This is a genomic window from Streptococcus danieliae, assembly GCF_013415245.1.
In the GTDB taxonomy this organism is placed as follows: domain Bacteria; phylum Bacillota; class Bacilli; order Lactobacillales; family Streptococcaceae; genus Streptococcus; species Streptococcus danieliae_A.
This window is the reverse complement of record NZ_JACBXX010000086.1, coordinates 1-20,502: the sequence shown is the minus strand read 5'-3', so window position 1 is coordinate 20,502 and position 20,502 is coordinate 1. Positions and strand designations below refer to the sequence as shown.

General features: G+C 46.6%; 21 protein-coding genes. 1 reads left to right on the top strand and 20 read right to left on the bottom strand.

The genetic code is table 11. From position 1 onward, the window contains the following. Positions 1-61 precede the first annotated feature (61 nt). The gene (argS, locus tag HZY94_RS03295; RefSeq protein ID WP_179924998.1) at positions 62-1,750 is read left to right on the top strand and encodes an arginine--tRNA ligase; all 1,689 of its coding nucleotides are present in this window, start codon (positions 62-64) and stop codon (positions 1,748-1,750) included. A 59-nt stretch (positions 1,751-1,809) separates the two neighbouring features. Here the strand turns inward: argS and HZY94_RS03290 are convergent, their stop codons facing one another. From HZY94_RS03290 to HZY94_RS03195, 20 genes are all read right to left on the bottom strand, one after another. After that, positions 1,810-2,211: a hypothetical protein gene (locus tag HZY94_RS03290; protein ID WP_179924997.1), complete on the bottom strand. Its 402-nt coding sequence runs from the start codon at positions 2,209-2,211 to the stop codon at positions 1,810-1,812. A gap of 284 nt (positions 2,212-2,495) precedes the next feature. Further along, positions 2,496-3,068 carry a hypothetical protein gene (locus HZY94_RS03285; RefSeq protein WP_179924996.1) on the bottom strand — a complete coding sequence of 191 codons (573 nt, stop codon included), beginning with the start codon at positions 3,066-3,068 and terminating at the stop codon, positions 2,496-2,498. Between the two features lie 237 nt (positions 3,069-3,305). Next, a complete protein-coding gene (locus HZY94_RS03280) occupies positions 3,306-4,652 on the bottom strand; it encodes a PTS ascorbate transporter subunit IIC (RefSeq protein ID WP_179924995.1) in 1,347 nt (448 codons plus the stop codon). Between the two features lie 163 nt (positions 4,653-4,815). Then, on the bottom strand, positions 4,816-5,100 hold the full coding sequence (locus HZY94_RS03275; RefSeq protein ID WP_179924994.1) for a PTS sugar transporter subunit IIB: 285 nt from the start codon (positions 5,098-5,100) through the stop codon (positions 4,816-4,818). Position 5,101: 1 nt separating this feature from the next. Then, the gene (locus HZY94_RS03270; protein ID WP_179924993.1) at positions 5,102-7,135 is read right to left on the bottom strand and encodes a BglG family transcription antiterminator; all 2,034 of its coding nucleotides are present in this window, start codon (positions 7,133-7,135) and stop codon (positions 5,102-5,104) included. A gap of 156 nt (positions 7,136-7,291) precedes the next feature. After that, entirely contained in the window at positions 7,292-8,275 is a 984-nt protein-coding gene (locus tag HZY94_RS03265; RefSeq protein ID WP_179924992.1) for a YeiH family protein, read from the bottom strand. 52 nt (positions 8,276-8,327) lie between these two features. Continuing rightward, positions 8,328-9,347 (bottom strand): UDP-glucose 4-epimerase GalE, encoded by a 1,020-nt coding sequence (gene galE / locus HZY94_RS03260; protein ID WP_179924991.1) that lies wholly within the window; start codon positions 9,345-9,347, stop codon positions 8,328-8,330. Positions 9,348-9,364: 17 nt separating this feature from the next. Then, a complete protein-coding gene (locus HZY94_RS03255; RefSeq protein WP_179924990.1) occupies positions 9,365-10,147 on the bottom strand; it encodes a tyrosine-protein kinase in 783 nt (260 codons plus the stop codon). A 13-nt stretch (positions 10,148-10,160) separates the two neighbouring features. After that, positions 10,161-10,856: a Wzz/FepE/Etk N-terminal domain-containing protein gene (locus tag HZY94_RS03250; protein WP_179924989.1), complete on the bottom strand. Its 696-nt coding sequence runs from the start codon at positions 10,854-10,856 to the stop codon at positions 10,161-10,163. 8 nt (positions 10,857-10,864) lie between these two features. Next, on the bottom strand, positions 10,865-11,596 hold the full coding sequence (cps4B, locus tag HZY94_RS03245) for a capsular polysaccharide biosynthesis protein Cps4B (protein ID WP_179924988.1): 732 nt from the start codon (positions 11,594-11,596) through the stop codon (positions 10,865-10,867). 2 nt (positions 11,597-11,598) lie between these two features. Next, positions 11,599-13,050, bottom strand: a complete 1,452-nt coding sequence (gene cpsA / locus HZY94_RS03240) for an LCP family glycopolymer transferase CpsA (RefSeq protein WP_179924987.1) — start codon at positions 13,048-13,050, stop codon at positions 11,599-11,601. Positions 13,051-13,274: 224 nt separating this feature from the next. Then, positions 13,275-13,424 carry a hypothetical protein gene (locus tag HZY94_RS03235; protein ID WP_179924986.1) on the bottom strand — a complete coding sequence of 50 codons (150 nt, stop codon included), beginning with the start codon at positions 13,422-13,424 and terminating at the stop codon, positions 13,275-13,277. Positions 13,425-13,428: 4 nt separating this feature from the next. Next, the gene (locus tag HZY94_RS03230) at positions 13,429-14,955 is read right to left on the bottom strand and encodes a hypothetical protein (RefSeq protein WP_179924985.1); all 1,527 of its coding nucleotides are present in this window, start codon (positions 14,953-14,955) and stop codon (positions 13,429-13,431) included. A gap of 96 nt (positions 14,956-15,051) precedes the next feature. After that, positions 15,052-16,557 (bottom strand): cardiolipin synthase, encoded by a 1,506-nt coding sequence (gene cls / locus HZY94_RS03225; protein ID WP_179925003.1) that lies wholly within the window; start codon positions 16,555-16,557, stop codon positions 15,052-15,054. A gap of 36 nt (positions 16,558-16,593) precedes the next feature. Further along, positions 16,594-16,980, bottom strand: a complete 387-nt coding sequence (locus tag HZY94_RS03220) for a hypothetical protein (protein ID WP_179924984.1) — start codon at positions 16,978-16,980, stop codon at positions 16,594-16,596. A gap of 64 nt (positions 16,981-17,044) precedes the next feature. Next, positions 17,045-18,259: a bifunctional folylpolyglutamate synthase/dihydrofolate synthase gene (locus tag HZY94_RS03215; protein ID WP_179924983.1), complete on the bottom strand. Its 1,215-nt coding sequence runs from the start codon at positions 18,257-18,259 to the stop codon at positions 17,045-17,047. A 274-nt stretch (positions 18,260-18,533) separates the two neighbouring features. Further along, positions 18,534-18,842 carry a DUF1292 domain-containing protein gene (locus HZY94_RS03210; protein WP_179924982.1) on the bottom strand — a complete coding sequence of 103 codons (309 nt, stop codon included), beginning with the start codon at positions 18,840-18,842 and terminating at the stop codon, positions 18,534-18,536. Between the two features lie 9 nt (positions 18,843-18,851). Next, entirely contained in the window at positions 18,852-19,271 is a 420-nt protein-coding gene (ruvX, locus tag HZY94_RS03205; protein ID WP_160332502.1) for a Holliday junction resolvase RuvX, read from the bottom strand. Then, complete coding sequence (locus HZY94_RS03200) at positions 19,271-19,537, bottom strand: IreB family regulatory phosphoprotein (RefSeq protein WP_160332503.1); 267 nt, start codon at positions 19,535-19,537, stop codon at positions 19,271-19,273. Before HZY94_RS03200 ends, ruvX begins: the two co-directional genes overlap by 1 nt. A gap of 67 nt (positions 19,538-19,604) precedes the next feature. Continuing rightward, positions 19,605-20,183, bottom strand: coding sequence for an SP0191 family lipoprotein (locus HZY94_RS03195; RefSeq protein WP_179924981.1), 579 nt, complete (start codon positions 20,181-20,183; stop codon positions 19,605-19,607). Positions 20,184-20,502 lie beyond the last annotated feature (319 nt).

The following is a 20,502-nucleotide window of genomic DNA, read 5'->3' as shown; positions in this document are numbered from 1 at the left end:
GCCTGTACCTGTTGGATTTAGGTCCTGCCTTATGATAAAATAAAGTAAAAAAGGAGAAATTATGAACCAAAAAGCATTAGTGGCCCAACGGCTAGCAGCTCAAATCGAAAATCTTGATGAAGCAGCCATTTTGGACCTTTTAGAAACCCCTAAATCCTCTGATTTGGGAGACATTGCCTTCCCAGCATTTAGCCTGGCCAAGGTCCTACGCAAGGCACCTGCCGTGATTGCTACAGAGATCGCTGAGGCCATTGACACAACTGGTTTTGAAAAAGTCGTTGCAACCGGACCTTATGTCAACTTTTTCTTAGACAAGGTTGGCATGGGAGACCAGATTCTCCGTTCTATTATCGAAGCAAAAGAGACCTACGGGGCTCAGAACATTGGTCAGGGGCAAAACATCACCATTGATATGTCCAGCCCCAACATCGCTAAACCATTCTCAGTCGGTCATTTGCGGTCGACCGTTATCGGGGATGCCTTGGCCAATCTCTTTAACAAACTTGGTTACACTGCTGTCCGAATCAACCACCTCGGTGACTGGGGGAAACAATTCGGTCTTTTAATTGTGGCCTACAAGCTTTGGGGCGATAAGGCAGCTGTTGAAGCCAACCCAATTTCTGAATTGTTAAAACTCTATGTCCGCATCAACGAGGAAATGGAAACCAAGCCTGAACTGGATGAACAAGGACGGGAATGGTTCCTCAAGCTCGAGCAGGGCGACAAGGAAGCCTGGGAACTCTGGGAATGGTTCCGCTCTGAAAGCTTGGTAGAATTCAACCGGATTTACAAGCTGTTGAATGTTGACTTTGACAGCTACAATGGAGAAGCCTTCTACAATGACAAGATGGATGAAATCATTGAGATTCTCGAAGCGAAAAACCTGCTAGAGGAATCTCGTGGAGCATCGATCGTGGATTTGGAGGACTTCAACCTCAACCCTGCCTTGATTAAAAAATCTGACGGGGCAACCCTCTACATCACCCGTGACCTTGCGACTGCCCTCTATCGGAAACGGACCTACGATTTTGCCAAAAATATCTACATTACTGGGCACGAACAATCGGGCCATTTTGCACAGCTCAATGCCGTTTTAGAAAAAATGGGCTATGACTGGGTCAAAGACATGTCCCATATTCCTTTTGGTTTGGTCACCAAAAACAAGAAAAAATTGTCAACGCGCAAGGGCAATATTATCTTGCTCGAACCAACCATTGTTGAGGCCATCAGTCGTGCCGAGCAACAAATTGCTGCTAAAAACCCAGACCTTCCCAACAAGGAAGAGGTGGCGCGCCAAGTCGGAGTTGGGGCGATTAAGTTCTACGATCTGAAGACCGACCGCATGAATGGTTACGACTTTGATTTGGAAGCCATGCTCTCCTTCGAAGGGGAAACTGGTCCTTATGTCCAATACGCCTATGCACGGATTCAATCCATCTTGCGGAAGGCTGACTACCAAGCAAATCCAGAAGCTCACTACCATTTGGAAGACAGCGAAAGCTGGGAAATCTTGAAAATCCTCCAAGACTTCAGCCGCGTGATCGAACGAGCTGCCAACCAGTTCGAACCTTCGATTATCGCTAAATACGCCATCAATCTGGCGCAACACTTTAACAAATACTATGCCCACACCCGCATCCTGGAAGAAAGCCCAGAACGCGAAAGCCGCCTAGCCCTCAGCTATGCAACCGGCCTCGTCCTCAAAGAAGCACTCCGCCTCTTGGGCGTCGAAGCACCTGAACAAATGTAACTTCTACTAAAAAGCACTCGAATCAGACATTCGAGTGCTTTTTTGGACTGGAAAGGAGACTAGTCATCTTCAAGATGAAGCACCTTCTTCTCATCAAAAGTCAGATCATAAAGCCATTGGAGATTGAAGAGAGGTGGTGTGACTCGGGTTTCCAGGACGTGGTCTGTCAGCTTTTTGACGTAGCGATCAACCATGGCTTGGTCTTTCGGAGAAGGTTTTTGCTCGGTAATATCATCTGGGGTGTATTTATAAATAGATACTATTTCTAAATTTTGAGACAAACTATAACTAATTAGAATTTGTTGTTTGTGTTCATAACTACTAAAACCCACCATATATTTTCGTGTCCCATCTCCATCGTCAAAAGAAAAAGTAATATTTTTTGTTTCACTATAATTAATGGCATTACCTGGAGACACATATTCATATTTTCCATCCGTTTCTCGTTTGGGTTTGAACATAATCTCTCCCAGATTATAAATAACGACAATCGGAGTCAGTTTTTTATCGCTTTTTGGGGAGTGAGTGTAATAATAGATTTGATGCCAACTGAGATTGATGAAAATATAGATTGAACTAAAAGTAGGAAGGTACGAATTATGCTCTTCTTTCTTTGTTTTTTCATAAAGATGCCTTTCTTGATCACGATTCCTCGACTCTAAAGATCATTTCCTTCAATAAAATCCCTTATCTAATAGGGCAAAGGTATCACGAATTCTGGATAATCTAAAGATTCACCGTAAATTCATTCATCTTCAAGATGAAGCACCTTCTTCTCATCAAAAGTCAGATCATAGAGCCATTGGATATTGAAAATAGGAGGTGTGACACGAGTTTCAAGGACATGATCTGTTAGCTGTTTAACGTAACGGTCAACCATGGCTTGATCTTCAGGAGTAGGCTTTTCTTCTGTGATATTATTCGGATAAAATTGAATAATATATTTTATTTTTAGCTTCGGATCTAGCTCGAAGGAAATCCTTGTATTATCATTGCGATTAAAAACTCCAACAGAAGTGTGAAGGCGAGAGAATCCTTGACCTCCTACAAAGGAATATGAGAATGAATCCGATTCATGGTAATTAATTGCATTACCTGGATAAACATATTCGTATTTTCCATCCGTTTCTCGTTTGGGTTTGAACATAATCTCTCCCAAATTATAGATGACGACAATAGGTGTCAATCGCTTATCGGTTTTTTGAGAGTGGGTATAATAATAAATTTGATGCCAACTGAGATTGGTGAAAATATAGATAGGAATTACGATTAAAAGTAGGAAGATACGAACTATACTCTTCTTTCTTTGTTTTTTCATGAAGATGCCTTTCTTAGGACTACAATTCATTATACTATGTAACACTCTTTTATCGCTCAAAAAGCCCTATAATCTCTATTTGGGATTATTTACCCACTCTAGAAATTATAGGGCTATCTTTTTGGGAGTTTCCTTCTTGTCCTCATGGACTCAAAGAAGCTCTTTTCTACCAGCTTAGCTTTCTTGTCCCCAAGCTGTTAGACTCTTTCTTTTTCTATCACACAAACTCTCTTGCCTTTAGTCTGCCTTTCCTTCTTTTTTTAGAATGGATAAGGCAAACATCAGAGCTAGGACTGCAAAAATGCCGAGCGAGACAGCCAAGGTGCCACCATTTTTGGCGAGAACTCCTAAGAAAATACCGGAGAGGCCAAAATCGGCATCGGAGAAGGTGGAGCCGGCAAAGCCAAGGTCTCCCAACACCGGTAGGAGAAATACTGGTAGGAAGCTAATGAGAACGCCTTGGATAAAAGCACCAGCAATGGCTCCACGAACGCCTCCGGAAGCATTGCCGATAACACCTGCCGTGGCTCCGCAGAAGAAATGAGGGACAACACCTGGGAGAATCACAACTCCCCCTGTCAAAGCTAGTACGATCATGCTCACAAGGCCACCTACAAAGCTCGAGATAAAGCCGATTAAAACGGCATTAGGAGCATAGGGATAGACAACGGGGCAGTCCAAGGCTGGTTTGGAGTTGGGTACCAGCTTTTCTGAAATACCTTTGAAGGCGGGAACAATTTCTGCTAGGATTAGGCGCACACCAGCGAGAATGACAAAGACTCCTGCTGCAAAGGTTCCTCCTAGGGTCAGAGCATAAACCAGGCTGTTGGTTCCACCACTGAGATTTTCACGAATGTAATCACCGCCGGCAAACAAGGCCACAATCATATAAATCAAAGACATGGAAATAGCAATGCTGACAGTCGAATCCCGCAAGAAGGACAGGCCTTTAGGGAAGTGAATATCCTCGGTAGACTTTGATGGATCACCGACCCAGCCACCAATCACCCCACTTAACCAGTAGCCCAGTGAGCTGAAATGGCCTAGGGCCACTTGATCATTCCTCGTTAATTGGATCATGTATTTTTGGACAAAGGCGGGAGCTAGGGTCATGATGAGACCCAAGGCTAACCCTCCCATCACAATCAGACCAACAGAGGTAAAGCCTGCTACGCTCATAATCACGGCAATCATACACGCCATATAAAGTGTATGGTGACCGGTCAAGAAAATATATTTGAAGCGGGTAAAACGGGCAATGGCAATATTAAACACCATACCAAATAACATAATCAAAGAGGTGGCTGTCCCATATTTGTCCAAAGCCAGTGCCACAATCGCCTCATTGTTGGGCACAACTCCTTTCAAGTTAAAAGCCTGTTCAAACATCTGTCCAAAGGGTTCCAGTGAACTTACAATAATATTTGCACCGCCACCAACGACAATAAAACCAACAAAGGTTTTCAAACCACCCTTGATAAGATCGGCCAGTGGTTTTTTCTGCAAAGCCAAACCCAAAATAGCAATCAGAGCCACCAAGATTGCCGGCGTTTTGGCAATATCAATCAGAAAATCCAGTATCATATTCTGTCTCCTTTAAGAATCTTCCTTGTACTACCCTTTCTACTTTAAATCCACACATCGTTCGCTGCCACTTACCTAAGTTTCGGGCTGCTGCCTCATCTGGATTTAAAATCATTTGAGTATTGAAATGGAAGTAGCATGAGAAGCCTATGCCTCACACAAGTTATACCAAGCCTTTTTCCTTACAAATAGCTGTAACCAGCTCTCGTAACTCATCCATGTCAATAATACTGTCCAAGATACGCACATCTCCTAAATGAGTAGCTGAATCAGCTAGGTCGCGGCCGACAATCCAGACATCGGCTTCGCTAGGGTTTGCACCGCCTAGATCATAATGTTCGACCGAAACATCGGAGACCCCTAAGTCACGTAAAATCGCTTCAATATTCATTTGCACCATAAAACTTGAGCCTAAACCTGAACCACAGGCTGTTCCAATTCTTACCATATTACTGTTCCTCCTTTAATAAATCTTGAATATCCGTAAATTGCTGAGCACCAACAAGTTGGCTAATATTTTCTGGATCCCGCAAAATTTTTGTCAAATGTGAGAGGGCTCTCAGATGGGTGTGATTATCAATAGCTGCTATACAAATCAGCAGAGAAATGGGATGCTTGGGGTCATCCAAAAGATACACGGGTTTGTCCAACACCAATAGGGACATCCCCAGTTCCTGAACCCCATCTTCAGGCCGAGCATGGGGGATAGCAATGCCCTTCCCCAGGTCAATAAAGGGGCCAAACTCCTCGACTTTCCTAACCATGGCGTCAATATAGCGCGGGTGGATGGCTCCCTTGTCAAGCAGAGGTTGGGCTGCCAAGGCAATCGCTGCTTGCCATTCTAGTTCTTCTTCAGACCTTTGAAAGGTCTCTGCTGTTAGTAATTCTTCTAACATCGGGCTCCTCCTTTGTTCTAATGAGCGTTGATTGAGAAACTGTACCAGTTCATATTTTAGGGTCTGCTCCTGATGAATGGTCGCATGTTGTCCAATCAGCGCTAGAAGCTGCTCAATTTCCAATGGAAAATAAGCGGCATTGGGAAACTGACGATTGACCAAATGGAATAGCTCTTTTTTATGACTAGCAGTCATCACCTGTGATACAAGGAAAAAGGGCAAGTCCGTATCCACTTTAACCGTTCCAAAGACCATGTCATACTGTTTCTCATCCACCATCTCCCAGCCCTGTATGGAATGGCTATCTGCAAAATAGATATTTGGAAATAACTGCCGTAAATTTTCCTTCACAATCAACGATGAACTGACTCCATTGGGGCAAACAACCAAGGCCTGGTAACGCTGGGAAGGTTGTTGAGCTGCTTCCAGGTAACCACCAAAATGGATTACAAAATAAGAGATCTCACTATCCGGTATTTCGAAACCAAGCTGTTCTTCCAAAGGTCTCAAGGCTTTTTTTACAAGATAAAATAAGTCTGCATGCTCTTCCTTGATGGTTTCTGTATATGAATTAACAGGAGTTACACGCGAGGTCAAGCGATAGTAGGCGGGGATTAGGTGGCGTTGTAAACCTGCAATCATCTCAGAACGCTGGTCAAAGGTGACTAGCGACAGGCGTTCCATCTCCTCCACGATTGCCAGGGTCAGCTGGTAGAATGAATTGTCCTGAGCCTCCCCCTCCAAACATCCCTGCAACAAATGGGAGAGATAGGCCACTGTTGCAGGATCTAACTCCAACAGGCTCTTATCTCGGAAACACAAGGCCTGCCACAATCGTTCTAGAAAAGCTGTCGCAATCCCTTGACTGGGCTCAGAATCCCAAGAGATAGAGCTTCTCGTCCGTTCCTGACGTAGGGCGAAAAAAATCAAAAAATAGAGATAGTCGTCGAGCTTCCCTTCCAAGGCTGAAACTTGATAAACCTGACAGGCTTGTTGGCTAACCAGTTTCAACTCTTCTATCGGATTTTCTTGGCCCCATGCTTGGAGGATATAATCCAGGGCCCAGACACCGATTGGAGATTGGAGACAACGACTAATGGCATAGAGAGCCAAGCGGTGCTTGTCTTTTTCGCGCCCCAGCAAATGATAGCCTTTGGCCCTGCTATAGTCGAAGCCGACTTGGAACTTTAAGCAGAGCTCCTTAACACTTTTAATATCCGTCAGGGTGGTATTGCGACTCACACTCAGTAGTTCTTGGTAGTCACTATTGGCGATAAAATTTCTGCGAATAAAGGTGTAGAGATAAATCAGAAGCGGCCTTTCCTCCTGTGACAGATAAATTTGCCGACTCCGAAAAAGGGAAAAGACCTTTTCTTTTTGCGCGTAGAGGTCTGGCGAAACCAGGAACTCACCGTCTCGGAATTGAAGCTGAGGTAAGGAATGCTCCTGCAGCAATTGATTCACCAGCTCCAAATTCGACTGCAGCTGATGCTTGTCAATTCCTGTCTGAATACTTAATTCATACAGACTTTCTCGCTTCGTTGCAAATAGTTCCATCAGGACAGCTAGGGTGCGATTGTCAACCATGTCTTCCTCCTTACCTTCATTGTAACCCTTTTCATACTTGATTTCCAGAATCTTTGAGCCCAATTCAAGCACTGGGAAAGGGCAAGCCCATTGGGCTCAACGTTCAAAAAGGAGCAAATCCAGTAGGGACTTGCTCCTTTTCAATTTCTAAATAGCTTATAGGCCGAAGGCCCAAATGCCCAGCAGGGCTAGAACAAATTGAACCAGGCCAATTACCAGGATATAGGATCCATAGATGGGGGCATTTTTCATAAAGGTCCGCAAGTCCAGTCGCAGCCCGATGGCAGCTAGGGCTAGCCATTCGAGCCAAGTCATTAACTGCTGGAGGCTAGAGCTAACCGGTGCTGGTAGATCTAGCCAGGCATTGAGCAGGCTGGCCAGGATAAAGCCGTAGAGATAGTAAGGGACCTTTTGTAAGGGATTAGTCGTCTTAGCTGGTGCCGTTGCTTGTTCTTTTTTCCGAAATTCAAGGAAAAAGAGGACGGGAACCAGATAAAGAATCCGGGTCAGCTTAAAGAGCATAGCCAAGGGAAGGATGGCCGGGGATAAGAGATTGGCCGCGGCTGCCACCTGACCAACGGATTGCAGGCTACCGCCGATTAGGGCGGCCTGCTGCAGGTCCTGGAGGTCGAGGAGGACAGCGGCAAGGGGGAAGAGGAACATCAGCAAGGTTCCCAGAAGGTTAACCAGGACAATCGCTGTCCCCTTCTCCTGCTCGGAAGCCTGGGTCATGGGACTCAGCGCGCCAATCGCTGAGGAACCGCAAATCGCCGTTCCCCCAGCCAGGAGGGTCGCCGCATCCTGGGAAAAGCCGAGCTTCTGAGCCAAGCGGTAACTGGCCAGGAGGGAAAGGAGGAACATGAGGCTGACAAAGGCCAGGGAGGGCAGACCCATCTGCCCAAAATTTTTGGTGTCCATGGTAAAGGCCAAGAGGATGATGGCGTACTCCAGGAAACGGCTCTCTGCTAGTTTGGTGCCCGGGCTCAATTGGGGAGCACGGAGGAGACTATTCCCGAGGACCATCCCCAAAAGAAGTGCGAGGGGAGCGACGCCAATCAGGGGCAGAAACTGAGCCAACCCCAAGGCCAGCAGCGTTACAAACAGGGCGGCCGCTAGGCCGGGTAAATACTTGTGTGACATAGAATCCTTTCTAGAGGAAGCTGGAGTTGGACCCTCTCTTCGGTCCCTATTTCTAGTCTTGAAAGCCCTGGGGATTGAGCTGCTGCCAGCTCCAGGCATGACGGCACATATCCTCCAGACCCAATTGGGCGGACCAGCCCAATTCTGCCTGGGCCTTACGGGGATCCGCATAGCAGCTGGCAATGTCGCCGGGGCGGCGCGGATAAATTTTGTAGGGCAGGTCGCGGCCAACAGCTCGGCTGAGAGCCTGAATCATTTCCAAAACAGAGTAGCCTTGACCAGTCCCCAGGTTGTAAATGGATAAACCTGAGCCTGGAGCCCATTTTTTCATGGCGGCAACATGACCGCGGCTGAGATCGACCACATGGATGTAATCTCTGACACCAGTCCCATCAGGGGTATCATAGTCATTGCCGAAAACCCGAATGTGGTCGCGAAGACCGCTGGCAACCTGGGTGATATAAGGGACCAGATTATTGGGAATCCCTTGGGGGTCTTCCCCTAGGCGACCACTGGGATGGGCCCCGATAGGGTTAAAATAGCGGAGAAGGACCAGGTTCCAAGTAGGATCCTGGGCATAGAGGTCACGGAGAATGTTCTCACCAATCAGCTTGGTACGACCATAGGGATTGGTCACAGATAGGGGAGCGTCCTCCTCTAGGGGAAGACGTGTAGGCTGGCCATAAACCGTTGCCGAAGAGCTAAAAATCAGATTTTTACAGCCCTGCTCCTCCATGACTTCCAAGAGGCAGAGCAGGCCTACAAGATTGTTATCATAGTAGGCTAGGGGTTGCTGGGTCGATTCCGCCACTGCCTTAAAACCGGCAAAATGGATGACTCCCGTCACCGGATGCTGGGAAAAGATCTGCCGCAGCAAGTCCTTATCACGAACATCTCCTTCATATACAGGGAAAGCCTGGTTAGTCAATTCCTTGACTACTTCCAGGCTCTTAGGATATGAATGACTGTAATTATCTAGGACCACCAGCTTGTAACCAGCTTCCAATAGCTCTAGAACTGTATGGGAGCCAATATAACCAGCTCCACCTGTGACCAAAATCGTTTCTGCCATCCGCTATCCCCCTTGTTTTATTTTTTATCGCGGTTTCGACGAGAGCGACTACGTTCTTCCTTGTCTTTCTTTTTCTCTTTTTTCTTCTTCTCTTCACGGACTTTTTTGCCGTAGTTTCCATATTCTCCATAAGAACCGTAGGCTCCGTAAGAACCGTAACGTTCCATGCTGGTATCAACCTTGTTGAGGATCACTCCAAGGAAAGGAGTTCCTGTTTGCTCCAACTGTTCCACCGCTTTTTCAACAGCGCGGCGTTTGTTAGAACCGGACTCAACTACCAAAACGGTCGCATCACCTTGTTGGGTAATAATGGCCGCATCGATAACCAAACCAATCGGTGGAGTATCGATGATGATGTAATCGTAATACTTACGAAGGATATCAATCATCTTGTTAAAATTCTGACTTTGCAAGAGTCCTGTTGGGTTAGGGGACACAGGACCTGCTTGGATCACGTAAAGATTTTCAATATCGGTATCACAGAGACCTTCAGACAGATCATTTTTTCCGGTTAGGTAGTCTGTCAAGCCCGTGATTTTATCGCGGGTTGAAAAGACACCGGACATGACACTATTGCGGATATCGGCATCCACCAAAAGCGTTTGGTAGCCTGAACGGGCAAAGGCAATGGCCAAGTTAACAGAAGTCGTCGACTTCCCTTCACCAGATTGAACAGAGCTAATTGAAATAACATCAATGCCGTCTCCACTCAACTGGATATTTGTCCGCAAAGCATTATAGAATTCTTCGGTTTTTTCAGCGTCTTCCCGACGGGCCCGATTTAATTTTAATGTTGGCATGCAGTTCCCTCTCTTACTTTAGTTTTGAAAATTCTGGCACCACACCCAAAAGCGGTAAACCCATCATTTCTTCGACATCTTCTGGTCGTTTTACACGGTCATCCATAATTTCTGCGACCAACACAATCATCACCATCAAGGCTCCACCCGCAACAAAACCAAGTAGAACATTCCGACGGATGTTTGGCGAAACCGGCTGGCTATTCACCTGACCCTCTTCCAAGGTAGTTACATCCGAAACTTTGGTAACCTCGATAATCTTATCGGCAGCAGCTTGGCGGACACCATTAACGATTCGCGCTGCTTCTTCTGCAGATTCATCTTGAACACTAATTGACACAATCCGCGTATCTGCTGGAACTGTGACATTGATTTTTGACGTCAATTGGGACGTGCTCAAATCCAATTCAAGATTGGACACAACACGGTTCATCACGTCTTGAGACAGGATGATTTCTTTATAGTCCTTTACCAAGTAGGTACCGGCCTGCAAATCTTGGTTGGTCAAACCAGGATTGTCTTGCTGCTGGCGGTTCACCACGTAGATCCGCGTTGTACTTTGATACATCGGCGTTGCCACATAGAGGCTATAGCCCAAGGCCAAAATTGCTGTCAAAAGGGAGAAGAAGAGGACCAAGAATTTCCGTTTCCAGACCGTCCGCAAGAGACTGAGGACATCTACTTCCACTTGATTATGTTGCTTTTTCATGAGTTCTCCTAAATAATTTCATCTTCTAGTAATAATTCCTGATTGGTGATAAAAAGCCGATGGGCTCTCTCCAAGCCATAGGTTTTCCGAATAATTTTATAGGCCTGGTCCATATAAGGGGGACGTTTATCCAGATTGTGCATATCGCTTGCGACAAAGTGGACCAGGTCTTGGTCCAAAAAGAAGCGAGCCCGTTTTTTCATGAATTTATACTTGTCGCCAAAGAGCTTGGGCGGAAGCACGGATGAGGAATTAATCTGCATGTAGCAGCCCATCTTGATTAGCTCCTTCACCTTGGCTGCATCCATATCCAGGGCATGGTAGCGCTCAATGTGGGCCACCACTGGGGTAATCCCCAGCTGGAGCACAGCCGAGAGGGCCTTATGGATGTCCCGGTAGGGGGTGTCCATGCTAAATTCGATTAGGGCATAACCAGTCCCACCTAGAGTTGGTAAGGCCTGCTCTTCTAATTTTCGCAAAGCATCGGAATTAAAATAAATCTCAGCACCATAGAGAATGGAAAAATTGGGACCAATCTCAGATTCAAGAGCTTTGACTTTTTGAAAGTTTTCCGCAAATTTTTCCTCTGTTGTATCAAAGAGGGCCTTGCGGCGGTGAGAGGTGGCGATGACGGTGCGCACGCCTTGGCGGTAAGATTCTTCCAAGAGCGCTCGGGTATCCTCCAGGGTTTGAGCACCATCATCCACATCAAAAATAATATGTGAATGAATATCAATCATATTTATTGTCCCTCCAAAATAGATTGAATGTTGGCCTTGGTCGCTGCCAGGCTTTCTGGATTCACTTCCATCACATACAGTTGGGACCCTGGCATGGCGTAGGATGGCTTATCCATGCTACCAGTTCCTTCCAGAGCTTGAGAGGAAATCTGGTACTGCCCTGCCGATTCCAGCTGGCTGTTGATCAGCGCCATCATGGTCTCCAAACTCATATCGGTCTGAATGGAATCTTGAAGTCCTTGGATGATTTGTGGATAATTCTTGAGAGCGTCGGTCGACATCAGCTTCCGAAGGACTGCGGTAATGACCTTCTCTTGGTTCTTACCGCGATCATTATCGCCTCCTTGAAGACCATAACGTTCCCGCACAAAGGCTAGGGCTTTTTCAGAATCGAGATGAACCGTGCCGACTGGGAAGTCGTACTGGCCATGTAAGCTGGTAAAGGCTTGGTCATTTTCAACATCCACCCCACCGACTAGGTCGATCAGTTTCAGGAAAGAGGTGAAGTTCAACCGCACATAGTAATTAATCGGCGTCTCATAGAGGTTTTCCAAGGTGTGAATGGAGGCATCGACTCCATAAATACCTGCATGGGTTAATTTATCCGGCTGGTTATTACCACCGTCGGCAATCGGTACATAGGCATCTCGAGGCGTTGTTGTCAACAGGATTTTTTGACTCTCGCGGTTGACAGTCATCAAAATGTTGACATCAGACCGAGAAACAGAGGTAATCGGACCGTAGGTATCAATCCCACTGACATAGATAGTAAAGGCCTGGGCCTTAGGATCCTGACGACCGGTTTCCAACTTCCGCCGTACCTGGTAGGTATGAAGGGGACGTAAACCTTCGCCAAAGTTTGGAAACTCGCTCTCGATGGTGTCTGCAAAAATGCTGTTAATGACGATGGCTTGCGCCTGTCCTTCTTTTAGCTGCTTATAGGCATCCACATAGGAGCTGGAGCTTTCAAACTGGGGATTCACTTGTTTATTCGTAGTTAAATCCTCTTGAAGCTTGGCCAAATTATCTTTATCCGTCTCCATAGGAGCAAGGATTTTCTCAACCTGGCTCAAGTCCTGAAGATCGCTGTCCTTGGGCACATAAACCGTCAGCTCATACTCAGTATAATTGGCCTGATGATTGAGGCGGGAGGAAAGGCCTACCAGTTGTTGCACCCCAATCGCGCCCACACCGGCAACCAAAAGGCTAAGTACCAACATAATGGTCACCCAAACACGCGCCGGGAAACGCAATAAGATCCAACCCAAAATTCCTAGAACCACCAAAGCCACTAGGGATAGGATCACATTCAGATTATAAACGGCTAAAATACCATAACGAAAGAGACTGTAAACCAAATAGACGGATAACAGCAAACTTAATCCCCAGAGGATCCAGTTTACAATCTTTAAAACGGGATTGGAATCAACCCGAGCTCTTCTACTTCTTGACATCTTTTCCTCAACAAAACACTGGCCTTGCCCAGTTTTTACTTTTTCATATGTTTGATGCTCTCCGAAAATATTCGCTCACTTGTCGCCGGATTCTAATTTTCATGGAGCAATCGCCACTATATCTCTCATATTATACCACAAATCCTGAATTGTTCCCCTTTGATTCTAAAAAAGAGCCCTGAAAAGGACTCTTTTCAAGAGCTCAACAGAAGTTGTAAAATCTGCTATCGCGACTTCTGTGCCTCTTGAATTTCTTTCATTTTTTCTAACAGGCTGGCCTTAGTCTTTTTCAAGCTGCCCTGTTTCCGGGCTTGCTTTTCATGAAACCGTTGCACCTGAGCCTTGCCCTTGTCATCCAATTGGTATTTTCCCATAAGTTCACTTTCTTTCGTATAGTTTCAGCGTTTGGAGGTCCGTTTTAACCTCCGTATAGGTCGTTGTCAATTCTTTATCGACATCCTCCAATAGGGCTAGATTGGGATTAACCACAATATAGCGAGGCCGGACACTTTCCAAATCATTAGCTAAGCGCAGTTGGTTTTCTGGTAACTGCTGGTAATAGACCGGACTCAGTAGGGCTGACGCAGACCACTTGCCGGCTTCCTGGTACCAATTGGCCCGACTATCCCAGGCGTAGATGGTATCCGACCGATCCGCTTCTTGTTGCAGGTAGGCCAAAACATCCTGACGCTCAGCCTCTAGCGAGCGCTCGCCCAACCATTTTTGGCCCAAAGGTAGAAGAACGAGGACAGCTCCCAAAAGCAGGGGCAGGTAGAAAAGACTTGCCAGGTAACCCTGGAAGAGAGAACTCATCCGCCGCTTTTTCTGGTGACGACCGGGCTGCAGACCGCTCTGGATTCGATCAAAACTGAAGATTTGCAGCAGCCAGAAATAGATTAGCCCTGGCAGGAGTTGGTGGAAACCAAATTCCCCCTGACTGCTAGCCACCAACCAGATGGCTAGTGTCCCAAAGATTCCCAAGGGCAAGTAGAAAAGACTTTCCTGAGTCCGGGAAGACTGACTGAGAGCCAAGAGGCCCAGTGGTAGCCCCACACCAACTAGAAACAAGCCATAGAAAAAGGCTGTTTGGAGCTGGTCAGCTCCTGTGAACTGGAAGGTCTGCCAGACATAGGATCCCTGGTTCAAGGCCTGACCAAAGGTTCCATTCCAAACAGTCACATAGCCCAGCGGATAGAAGAGCAGGGAAAAACCAATCAAGGCTGCTAAGAGCTGGGACAGACCCAGACCTAGCTGCTTGGCCCGCAGATTCCGGTAGAACAGATACAAACTGTTAACCCCAAAAAAGAGGGGCCCTGTAAGGGGATCAATCAAGACAACCAGAGCCGCCAAAGCTCCGTACTTCAAAAATCCCTTATTCCCTGTCTCCCCCACACTCACCGGTGCCAACAAGTCCAGGGCTAGGATCAAGAGAGGAAGCGTAAAGAGTGCTGCATAGAGCCCTCCAAAGCCTAAAATAAGGATTAGGAAATAGAAAAAATGCGTGGCCGCTGCCGCAACCTCCGTCTTACCTGTCAACCGGTTGGCCAAGGCAAAAGCCTTCCGCCCACCAAAATAATAGGACAGGAACTGGAACAGGATTAAAAGAACTGTCCCCTGGTAGGAAGAACCCAACCAAATCAAGCCATAAAATAAAATGCCGGCAGTCCCATAAACATCCTTATAGACCAGTTGTCCCTGCTGCAGAGCCCAACCAGCATACAGGATCTGCTCCTGCAGATTGGTCGCTAACTGCGTAAAAAAGGGATTGGCCACACTAAAGAAGGCTAGGAAAAAACTCCAAAGCAAGGGGCTGACAAAGGGAAGATGGATATCTTCTGTGAGCTCGCGTTGGGCCTGGTGTTTCGACCGACGTTTCCAGCGAGATTCCACTTGTTGTTCCGTCATAGCATACTCCTTTTTACATTCCCCTCTAGTATACCAAAAAAGAAGGGGAGTCGGACCTTTCAGCTGAAATTCCTTTCTCTCCTTCTCCTAAAACTCTTACAAAAGTGGGGCAAAAATCTGAACCACTTCCTTGATTAAGCGTTGGTACCAAGTTGCTTTTAAGCTCTGATCCGTAACTTCAATCGACTGGTCAAAAATGGCTTGAAAGTCCCTGTAAATATCTGCTAAACTATTGGTTTTGTACATCAAAATAGCATTTTCATAATGATGCACCAGACTCCGGTAGTCAAAATTAATGGTTCCAACTACGCCTAGATGGCCATCAACTAGCACATTTTTCGAATGTACAAAGCCCGGCTCGTATTCAAAAATCCGCACCCCTGCACTCCGCAAGTCGGGATAGGCTCCCCGGGTCACCAGCTGGATAATCTTCTTATCTGGGATATAGGGGGTTACAATCCGGACATCGACTCCCCGCAAGGCTGCATTTTTAATATCCTCGGTGAGGTCATAGTCCATAATCAAGTAGGGGGTGGTGATGTAGACATAGTCCTGGGCCTGGGTAATCAGGTTTTGATAGACCTTTTTCCCGACCTGGTCTTTGTACATGGGCTTTGGTCCAGAGCCATACGGAATGTAATAACCCTGCCCCTCTTTTTTTTCGTCCAACAAATGATAATGGTCGACGCCCTCTAACTCACCTCGGTTGATGTACCAATTGATCAAAAAGAGGCGGACCAGGGCTTGGACGGCTTCGCCCTCGAGGCGGATGCCACCATCCTTCCAATGGCCAAAACGAAGCCGCTGGTTAATGTATTCGTCGGCCAAATTGACTCCGCCCGTATAGGCGACCGTGCCATCAACCACGAGAATTTTCCGGTGATCTCGGTTATTGTAGGCCACCGTCATCCGGGGAATCACCTTGTTGAACTGGTAGGCCTCAATACCCGCCTCCCGTAATTGGCGGGCATAGTTGCCAGGGAGGGTGGCCATACAGCCGATATCGTCATAGAGGAACTTGACCTCGACACCCTGGGCAGCCTTCTGCTTGAGGATGTCCAAAATTTGGTCCCACATAAGACCGGGTTCGACAATATAATACTCCAAAAAGATAAACTTCTCGGCGGCCTGCAGATCCTGTAAGAGAGACTGGAAATAGTTCTCCCCCAAAGCAAAAAATTCGGACTGGGTTCCTTTATAAATAGCTGAACCGGGATCTGTTTTCAGCAGGGCCTGCATAATCCCAGCCACTGACTGATCCTGGTCCCGAACCTCTTCTAATAGGGGCTTAGACGAGGGGACAAAAAAATCATACTGGCCAATGGTCTCCAGCTGCTGGATTTCCTTTTTGGAGAGCCGTCGTTCCCCAAACATCAAATAAAGCAGGGGACCTAGAACGGGAACCATGGCTACTAGGAGCCAGGTGGCCTTGCTATCGGGTGCCATATTTCGATTAAAAATCGAGATGATCGTGGCAATGGTAATTAGTAAAATAAATCCTAACCAGATATAGGGAAACATTTGGCCGAAATAAAAGAAGGCGGCAAAAACCAAGGTTAATTCCACCAACATAATCACCAGACTCAAACCATATTTCCACATGATTAGTCGTAATTTACGCACAATTCTTCCTCTTTATTAGCCGGTGCGTTTAAAGACCTTTTCAGGCTCTAACTCGCCCAAATCGTCGTATTCAATATCTTCGATATACAAGTGGTGATTGTCCACACGGTAGAGCATGTACTCTTCATCCACGAGCATTCCTTCCTGATCAACTACCTGAATCGAGCGGACAATCTTGTTCCCAAGCCCGTCGTCGGAAATCAGAGTCCCTTGTCCCCCTTTGAGGGTTAGGTGGTAATTTTCCTCCTCAGATGAGGCCATATAGGTGCCATCCAAATTTTCTGGAATCGCCAAAACCGTTTCTTCTTCTACGGGTTGCGCTTGCCTCGATTTTCCCGAGCAGGCTGTCAATCCTAGGGCAACAAAGAGCATTACCCCTACGATCAGCCATTTCTTGGACATTTTGCTACTCCTAAACTCTTTTTTTCATCTAGTATACACCATTTTTACAAAAATGTTGGCCAATTTACTCACTTATTAAGCCTTTACGGACTTGACCAATAAAATGTAAAGAACCTGTAATAAAAATCGGTCGTCTAGCCTCGGTCCCAATAAAGGAGACCAGATCCTTTTCCAACAATTCAAGCCCCAGGGACAGACCATCCTTTAATCCCCCCTCAAAGGGCACCAAATAAAAGTCTGCTTGCGGCAGGTGGGTCTGTAGATAGACCAGCATATCTGGATAATTTTTCCGCGGTAAAAAACCTAAAAGAAAAATCGGATCCGCCCAGTTATGCGCCTGCACAAAGGCTACCAATCGCTCCATGGCAGGCACATTATGGGCCCCGTCTAAATAAACCCCGGGCCGGACTTCCTCCAAGCGGCCCGGCCAGCTGACGCGGCTCAGAGAGGACCGTACTTGAACAGGATTGAGCGCTAAGCTCTGCAAGGTCATCCAGCTATGGGCCGCCATCAAGGCCAGCGCTGCATTCTCCTGCTGGAAATCGCCCAAGAGGCCCAACTCCAGCTGATCCAGATGGAAATCCTCAGTCTCAAAGCTTCCGGCCTGCCAGACAAAATCGCGACCGTACTGGTAGACCGGATTCCCGTAAGGGGCAGCCTCCGCTTCAAAAATCGGCAGCAGGTCTGCCTGCAAGGGACCTAGGAGAAGAATCTGATTGGGATTAACCACTCCAGCCTTCTCCCAGGCGATCGCTTCCAAACTGTCACCAAGCACCTCCTGATGGTCTAAGCCAATGGAGGTAATCAGGGCCAGGTCACTAGTCACCACATTGGTCGCATCCTGACGCCCACCAAGGCCCACCTCCAGTAAGGCCACATCGACCGCCTCCTTGGAGAAGTAGAGGAAGGCCACACAAGTCCATAATTCAAAATAGGACAAGGGCCCCAGCTCCATCTGCGCCTCCGCCTGCTGGATCTGGCTAAGGATCCGCTGGAGATCCGCCAAGGGAATAAGCGCTCCATTCAAGCGAACCCGCTCCCGCATATCTTCCAAATGCGGAGAAGTGAAGGAACCAACCTTCAGTCCCTGATCCTGTAAAATCTGGCCCAAAAAGGCCTGGGTTGACCCCTTGCCATTGGTCCCCCCAATCTGGATACTCGCAAAATCTCGCTCCGGATGCCCCAGCAAATCCAAGGCCTGCAAAAAACGCTGCTGATCCTTGGGAAAATTCAAGCCAATCCGACTATCAAACCAGGCTTCCAACTGCTCAGGATTCATGGAGACCTCCTCTTCCTTATATACTCAAAAAGCCGAGACAAGCATCACCTGCCTCGACTCCTGTTAGCAATACAACTCCACTTTCCTATTTCTAGGCTCGGGAGAGGCTGGGACAAAAGTCTAGCCTCTCTGACTTTGGATAACAAAATGCCTTTGACGCAGTAGCTGATTGGCCTCTTCGTTCGCTTTTCAAGCTCGTAAGAGAGCCTAATCAGCCTTGCGGGGGTGGGACTACGAACTAAATTTTTTCAAATTTAGTTCTGTCCCACTCCCCTTACTCTTCAGTCATAAAGCTGTTGAAGACTTCTTCAATCATGTCCCATTCAGCGTTGGAGTCTTCTGGGATTGGTTGGAGGTCGCCTTCGGTACCATCTTCATTTTCTGTGTAAGAGTAAGCTTGAATTTCGACTTGGCCGTCTTCGTCTTCTTCTGCGCCAACTGGCATCAAAAGAACATAGTTTTTACCAAATTCTTCGCGGCCATCGATGGTTAGGATGATCTCAAATAGGCTCTCGTTCCCAGCATCATCTACCAGGGTGATAACATCGCGTTCGTGTTCTTCGTGTGAATGTGAATGTGACATGGTTTCCTCCTAAAAGTGGCGGTCAAGATAATTCTGCAAAATTAACTGAGCCGCTAGTTTATCAATAACTTTTTTACGTTTGGAGCGGCTAACATCCGCCTGTTCAATCAGCATCCGCTCAGCAGCGACGGTTGTAAGTCGTTCATCCTGATAGGCTACTGGTTTGCCAAACTGTTCTTCCAGCTGCGCCCCGTAAGCCTGGCTGGCTTCCACACGGGGACCGCTGGTATTGTTCATATTCTTGGGTAGACCAATCACAAATTGATCCACTTTATATTCTTGGACAAGTTGAGAAAGACGTTCAAAGCCAAACTCACCCTTCTCTTCGTCAATGGGAATGATCTCCAAGCCCTGGGCGGTAAAGCCCAAGGGATCTGAGATAGCAACTCCAACTGTTTTGGAGCCCACATCAAGACCCATAATTCTCATTAGAAATCGACTCCTTGTCCTTTCAAGTAATAGCGGACCAGTTCTTCCACAATCTCATCACGTTCATATTTACGAATTTGATTGCGAGCATCGTTGTAACGAGGCACATAGGCTGGGTCCCCGCTCAAAACGTAGCCAACAATCTGATTGATGGGATTGTAGCCTTTTTCGTTTAGGGACGTGTAAACATGGGTCAAAGTCTCGCTGATTTCTTTTTTATTAGAATCATCAAGATTAAAACGGACTGTTTCATCTGTAAAACTCACTATTACACCTTCTTTCTCATTTAGTATTCCCCCATTATACCATAGTCAAACTGGGAAAACAATGAAGTTACGGGGCATCAGTTACGATCGCACCATTGGATTGGCGAACTTCCAAGAACTTGCTTGGTTTCACTTCGCTCATTTCAATGATACCACTTCCTTGGAAGTAAGTGTTGTTCCGAATCCCTTCTAAATCCAAATCTTGAAAATTATAGGTAGATAGATTCTTGAGCCGTTGGTCTTCTAGAACTTCAATGTTACTGGTAAAGCCTCGAACAGCTGTTGCCGCCTTATAATTTTCATCTTCGTCCAGACTAGCCTTCAAACGGGTATTGGTTTCAGCTACCCCCACTTCTTCAACTGACTTCTTCAGCTCTTCGGTCAAGGGGCTGATTACCTCAATTTCAAAAGTCAGATACTGGTCTCCTTGGTAAGTAAGGGTTTGAACCGTTGTTGTTCCATCTTCAGCTGTTGGAAATTCCAAGCGTTTTTTCTGGACCGCATTTTCATCGACTTTCTCGGTTAGGATGGGAAGCGTGGCTGTGATTTTAACCTCTTCCTCCCCTGGCTTACTAGCCACTTTTTTCTGGCCACAGCCTGCTAAAATAAGCAGACTAGCCGTCGCTGTTATTAGAATTTTTTTCATGACATGAGTCTCCTCCCAGCCTCTATTTTATCATACTGTCTGACGACTGACAAAAAAGCTAGCGCAAACGAGCACTAGCTTCTCCCGACTTTATCACCTAGATTTATGAAAACTTAGCTCAAACCCTTGATAGAGCTGAGTTTTTTTGTAAAATCCAACTATTTTTCTTGTTGTATATGGTTGTGTATGGTGTAATAGAGTATGGCATTTATCAAAACAACTACCAATAAAGAAGGCCGTACTCACGTTTATCTTGTAGAAGGATATCGTAAGGACGGTAAAGTAAAGCAACGTATTTTAAAAAAATTTGGTCTACTGG

Coding starts and splice junctions, on each gene's coding strand:
- HZY94_RS03220 (WP_179924984.1), bottom strand. CDS start 16,980: ATGTCCAAGAAATGGCTGATCGTAGGGGTAATGCTCTTTGTTGCCCTA.
- HZY94_RS03265 (WP_179924992.1), bottom strand. CDS start 8,275: ATGTCACACAAGTATTTACCCGGCCTAGCGGCCGCCCTGTTTGTAACG.
- HZY94_RS03290 (WP_179924997.1), bottom strand. CDS start 2,211: ATGTTCAAACCCAAACGAGAAACGGATGGAAAATATGAATATGTGTCT.
- cls (WP_179925003.1), bottom strand. CDS start 16,557: ATGTGGAAATATGGTTTGAGTCTGGTGATTATGTTGGTGGAATTAACC.
- argS (WP_179924998.1), top strand. CDS start 62: ATGAACCAAAAAGCATTAGTGGCCCAACGGCTAGCAGCTCAAATCGAA.
- HZY94_RS03250 (WP_179924989.1), bottom strand. CDS start 10,856: ATGAAAAAGCAACATAATCAAGTGGAAGTAGATGTCCTCAGTCTCTTG.
- cps4B (WP_179924988.1), bottom strand. CDS start 11,596: ATGATTGATATTCATTCACATATTATTTTTGATGTGGATGATGGTGCT.
- ruvX (WP_160332502.1), bottom strand. CDS start 19,271: ATGAGAATTATGGGTCTTGATGTGGGCTCCAAAACAGTTGGAGTTGCT.
- HZY94_RS03275 (WP_179924994.1), bottom strand. CDS start 5,100: ATGGTAAGAATTGGAACAGCCTGTGGTTCAGGTTTAGGCTCAAGTTTT.
- HZY94_RS03270 (WP_179924993.1), bottom strand. CDS start 7,135: ATGGTTGACAATCGCACCCTAGCTGTCCTGATGGAACTATTTGCAACG.
- galE (WP_179924991.1), bottom strand. CDS start 9,347: ATGGCAGAAACGATTTTGGTCACAGGTGGAGCTGGTTATATTGGCTCC.
- HZY94_RS03285 (WP_179924996.1), bottom strand. CDS start 3,068: ATGAAAAAACAAAGAAAGAAGAGTATAGTTCGTATCTTCCTACTTTTA.
- HZY94_RS03230 (WP_179924985.1), bottom strand. CDS start 14,955: ATGACGGAACAACAAGTGGAATCTCGCTGGAAACGTCGGTCGAAACAC.
- HZY94_RS03235 (WP_179924986.1), bottom strand. CDS start 13,424: ATGGGAAAATACCAATTGGATGACAAGGGCAAGGCTCAGGTGCAACGG.
- HZY94_RS03210 (WP_179924982.1), bottom strand. CDS start 18,842: ATGTCACATTCACATTCACACGAAGAACACGAACGCGATGTTATCACC.
- HZY94_RS03280 (WP_179924995.1), bottom strand. CDS start 4,652: ATGATACTGGATTTTCTGATTGATATTGCCAAAACGCCGGCAATCTTG.
- HZY94_RS03195 (WP_179924981.1), bottom strand. CDS start 20,183: ATGAAAAAAATTCTAATAACAGCGACGGCTAGTCTGCTTATTTTAGCA.
- HZY94_RS03255 (WP_179924990.1), bottom strand. CDS start 10,147: ATGCCAACATTAAAATTAAATCGGGCCCGTCGGGAAGACGCTGAAAAA.
- cpsA (WP_179924987.1), bottom strand. CDS start 13,050: ATGTCAAGAAGTAGAAGAGCTCGGGTTGATTCCAATCCCGTTTTAAAG.
- HZY94_RS03215 (WP_179924983.1), bottom strand. CDS start 18,259: ATGAATCCTGAGCAGTTGGAAGCCTGGTTTGATAGTCGGATTGGCTTG.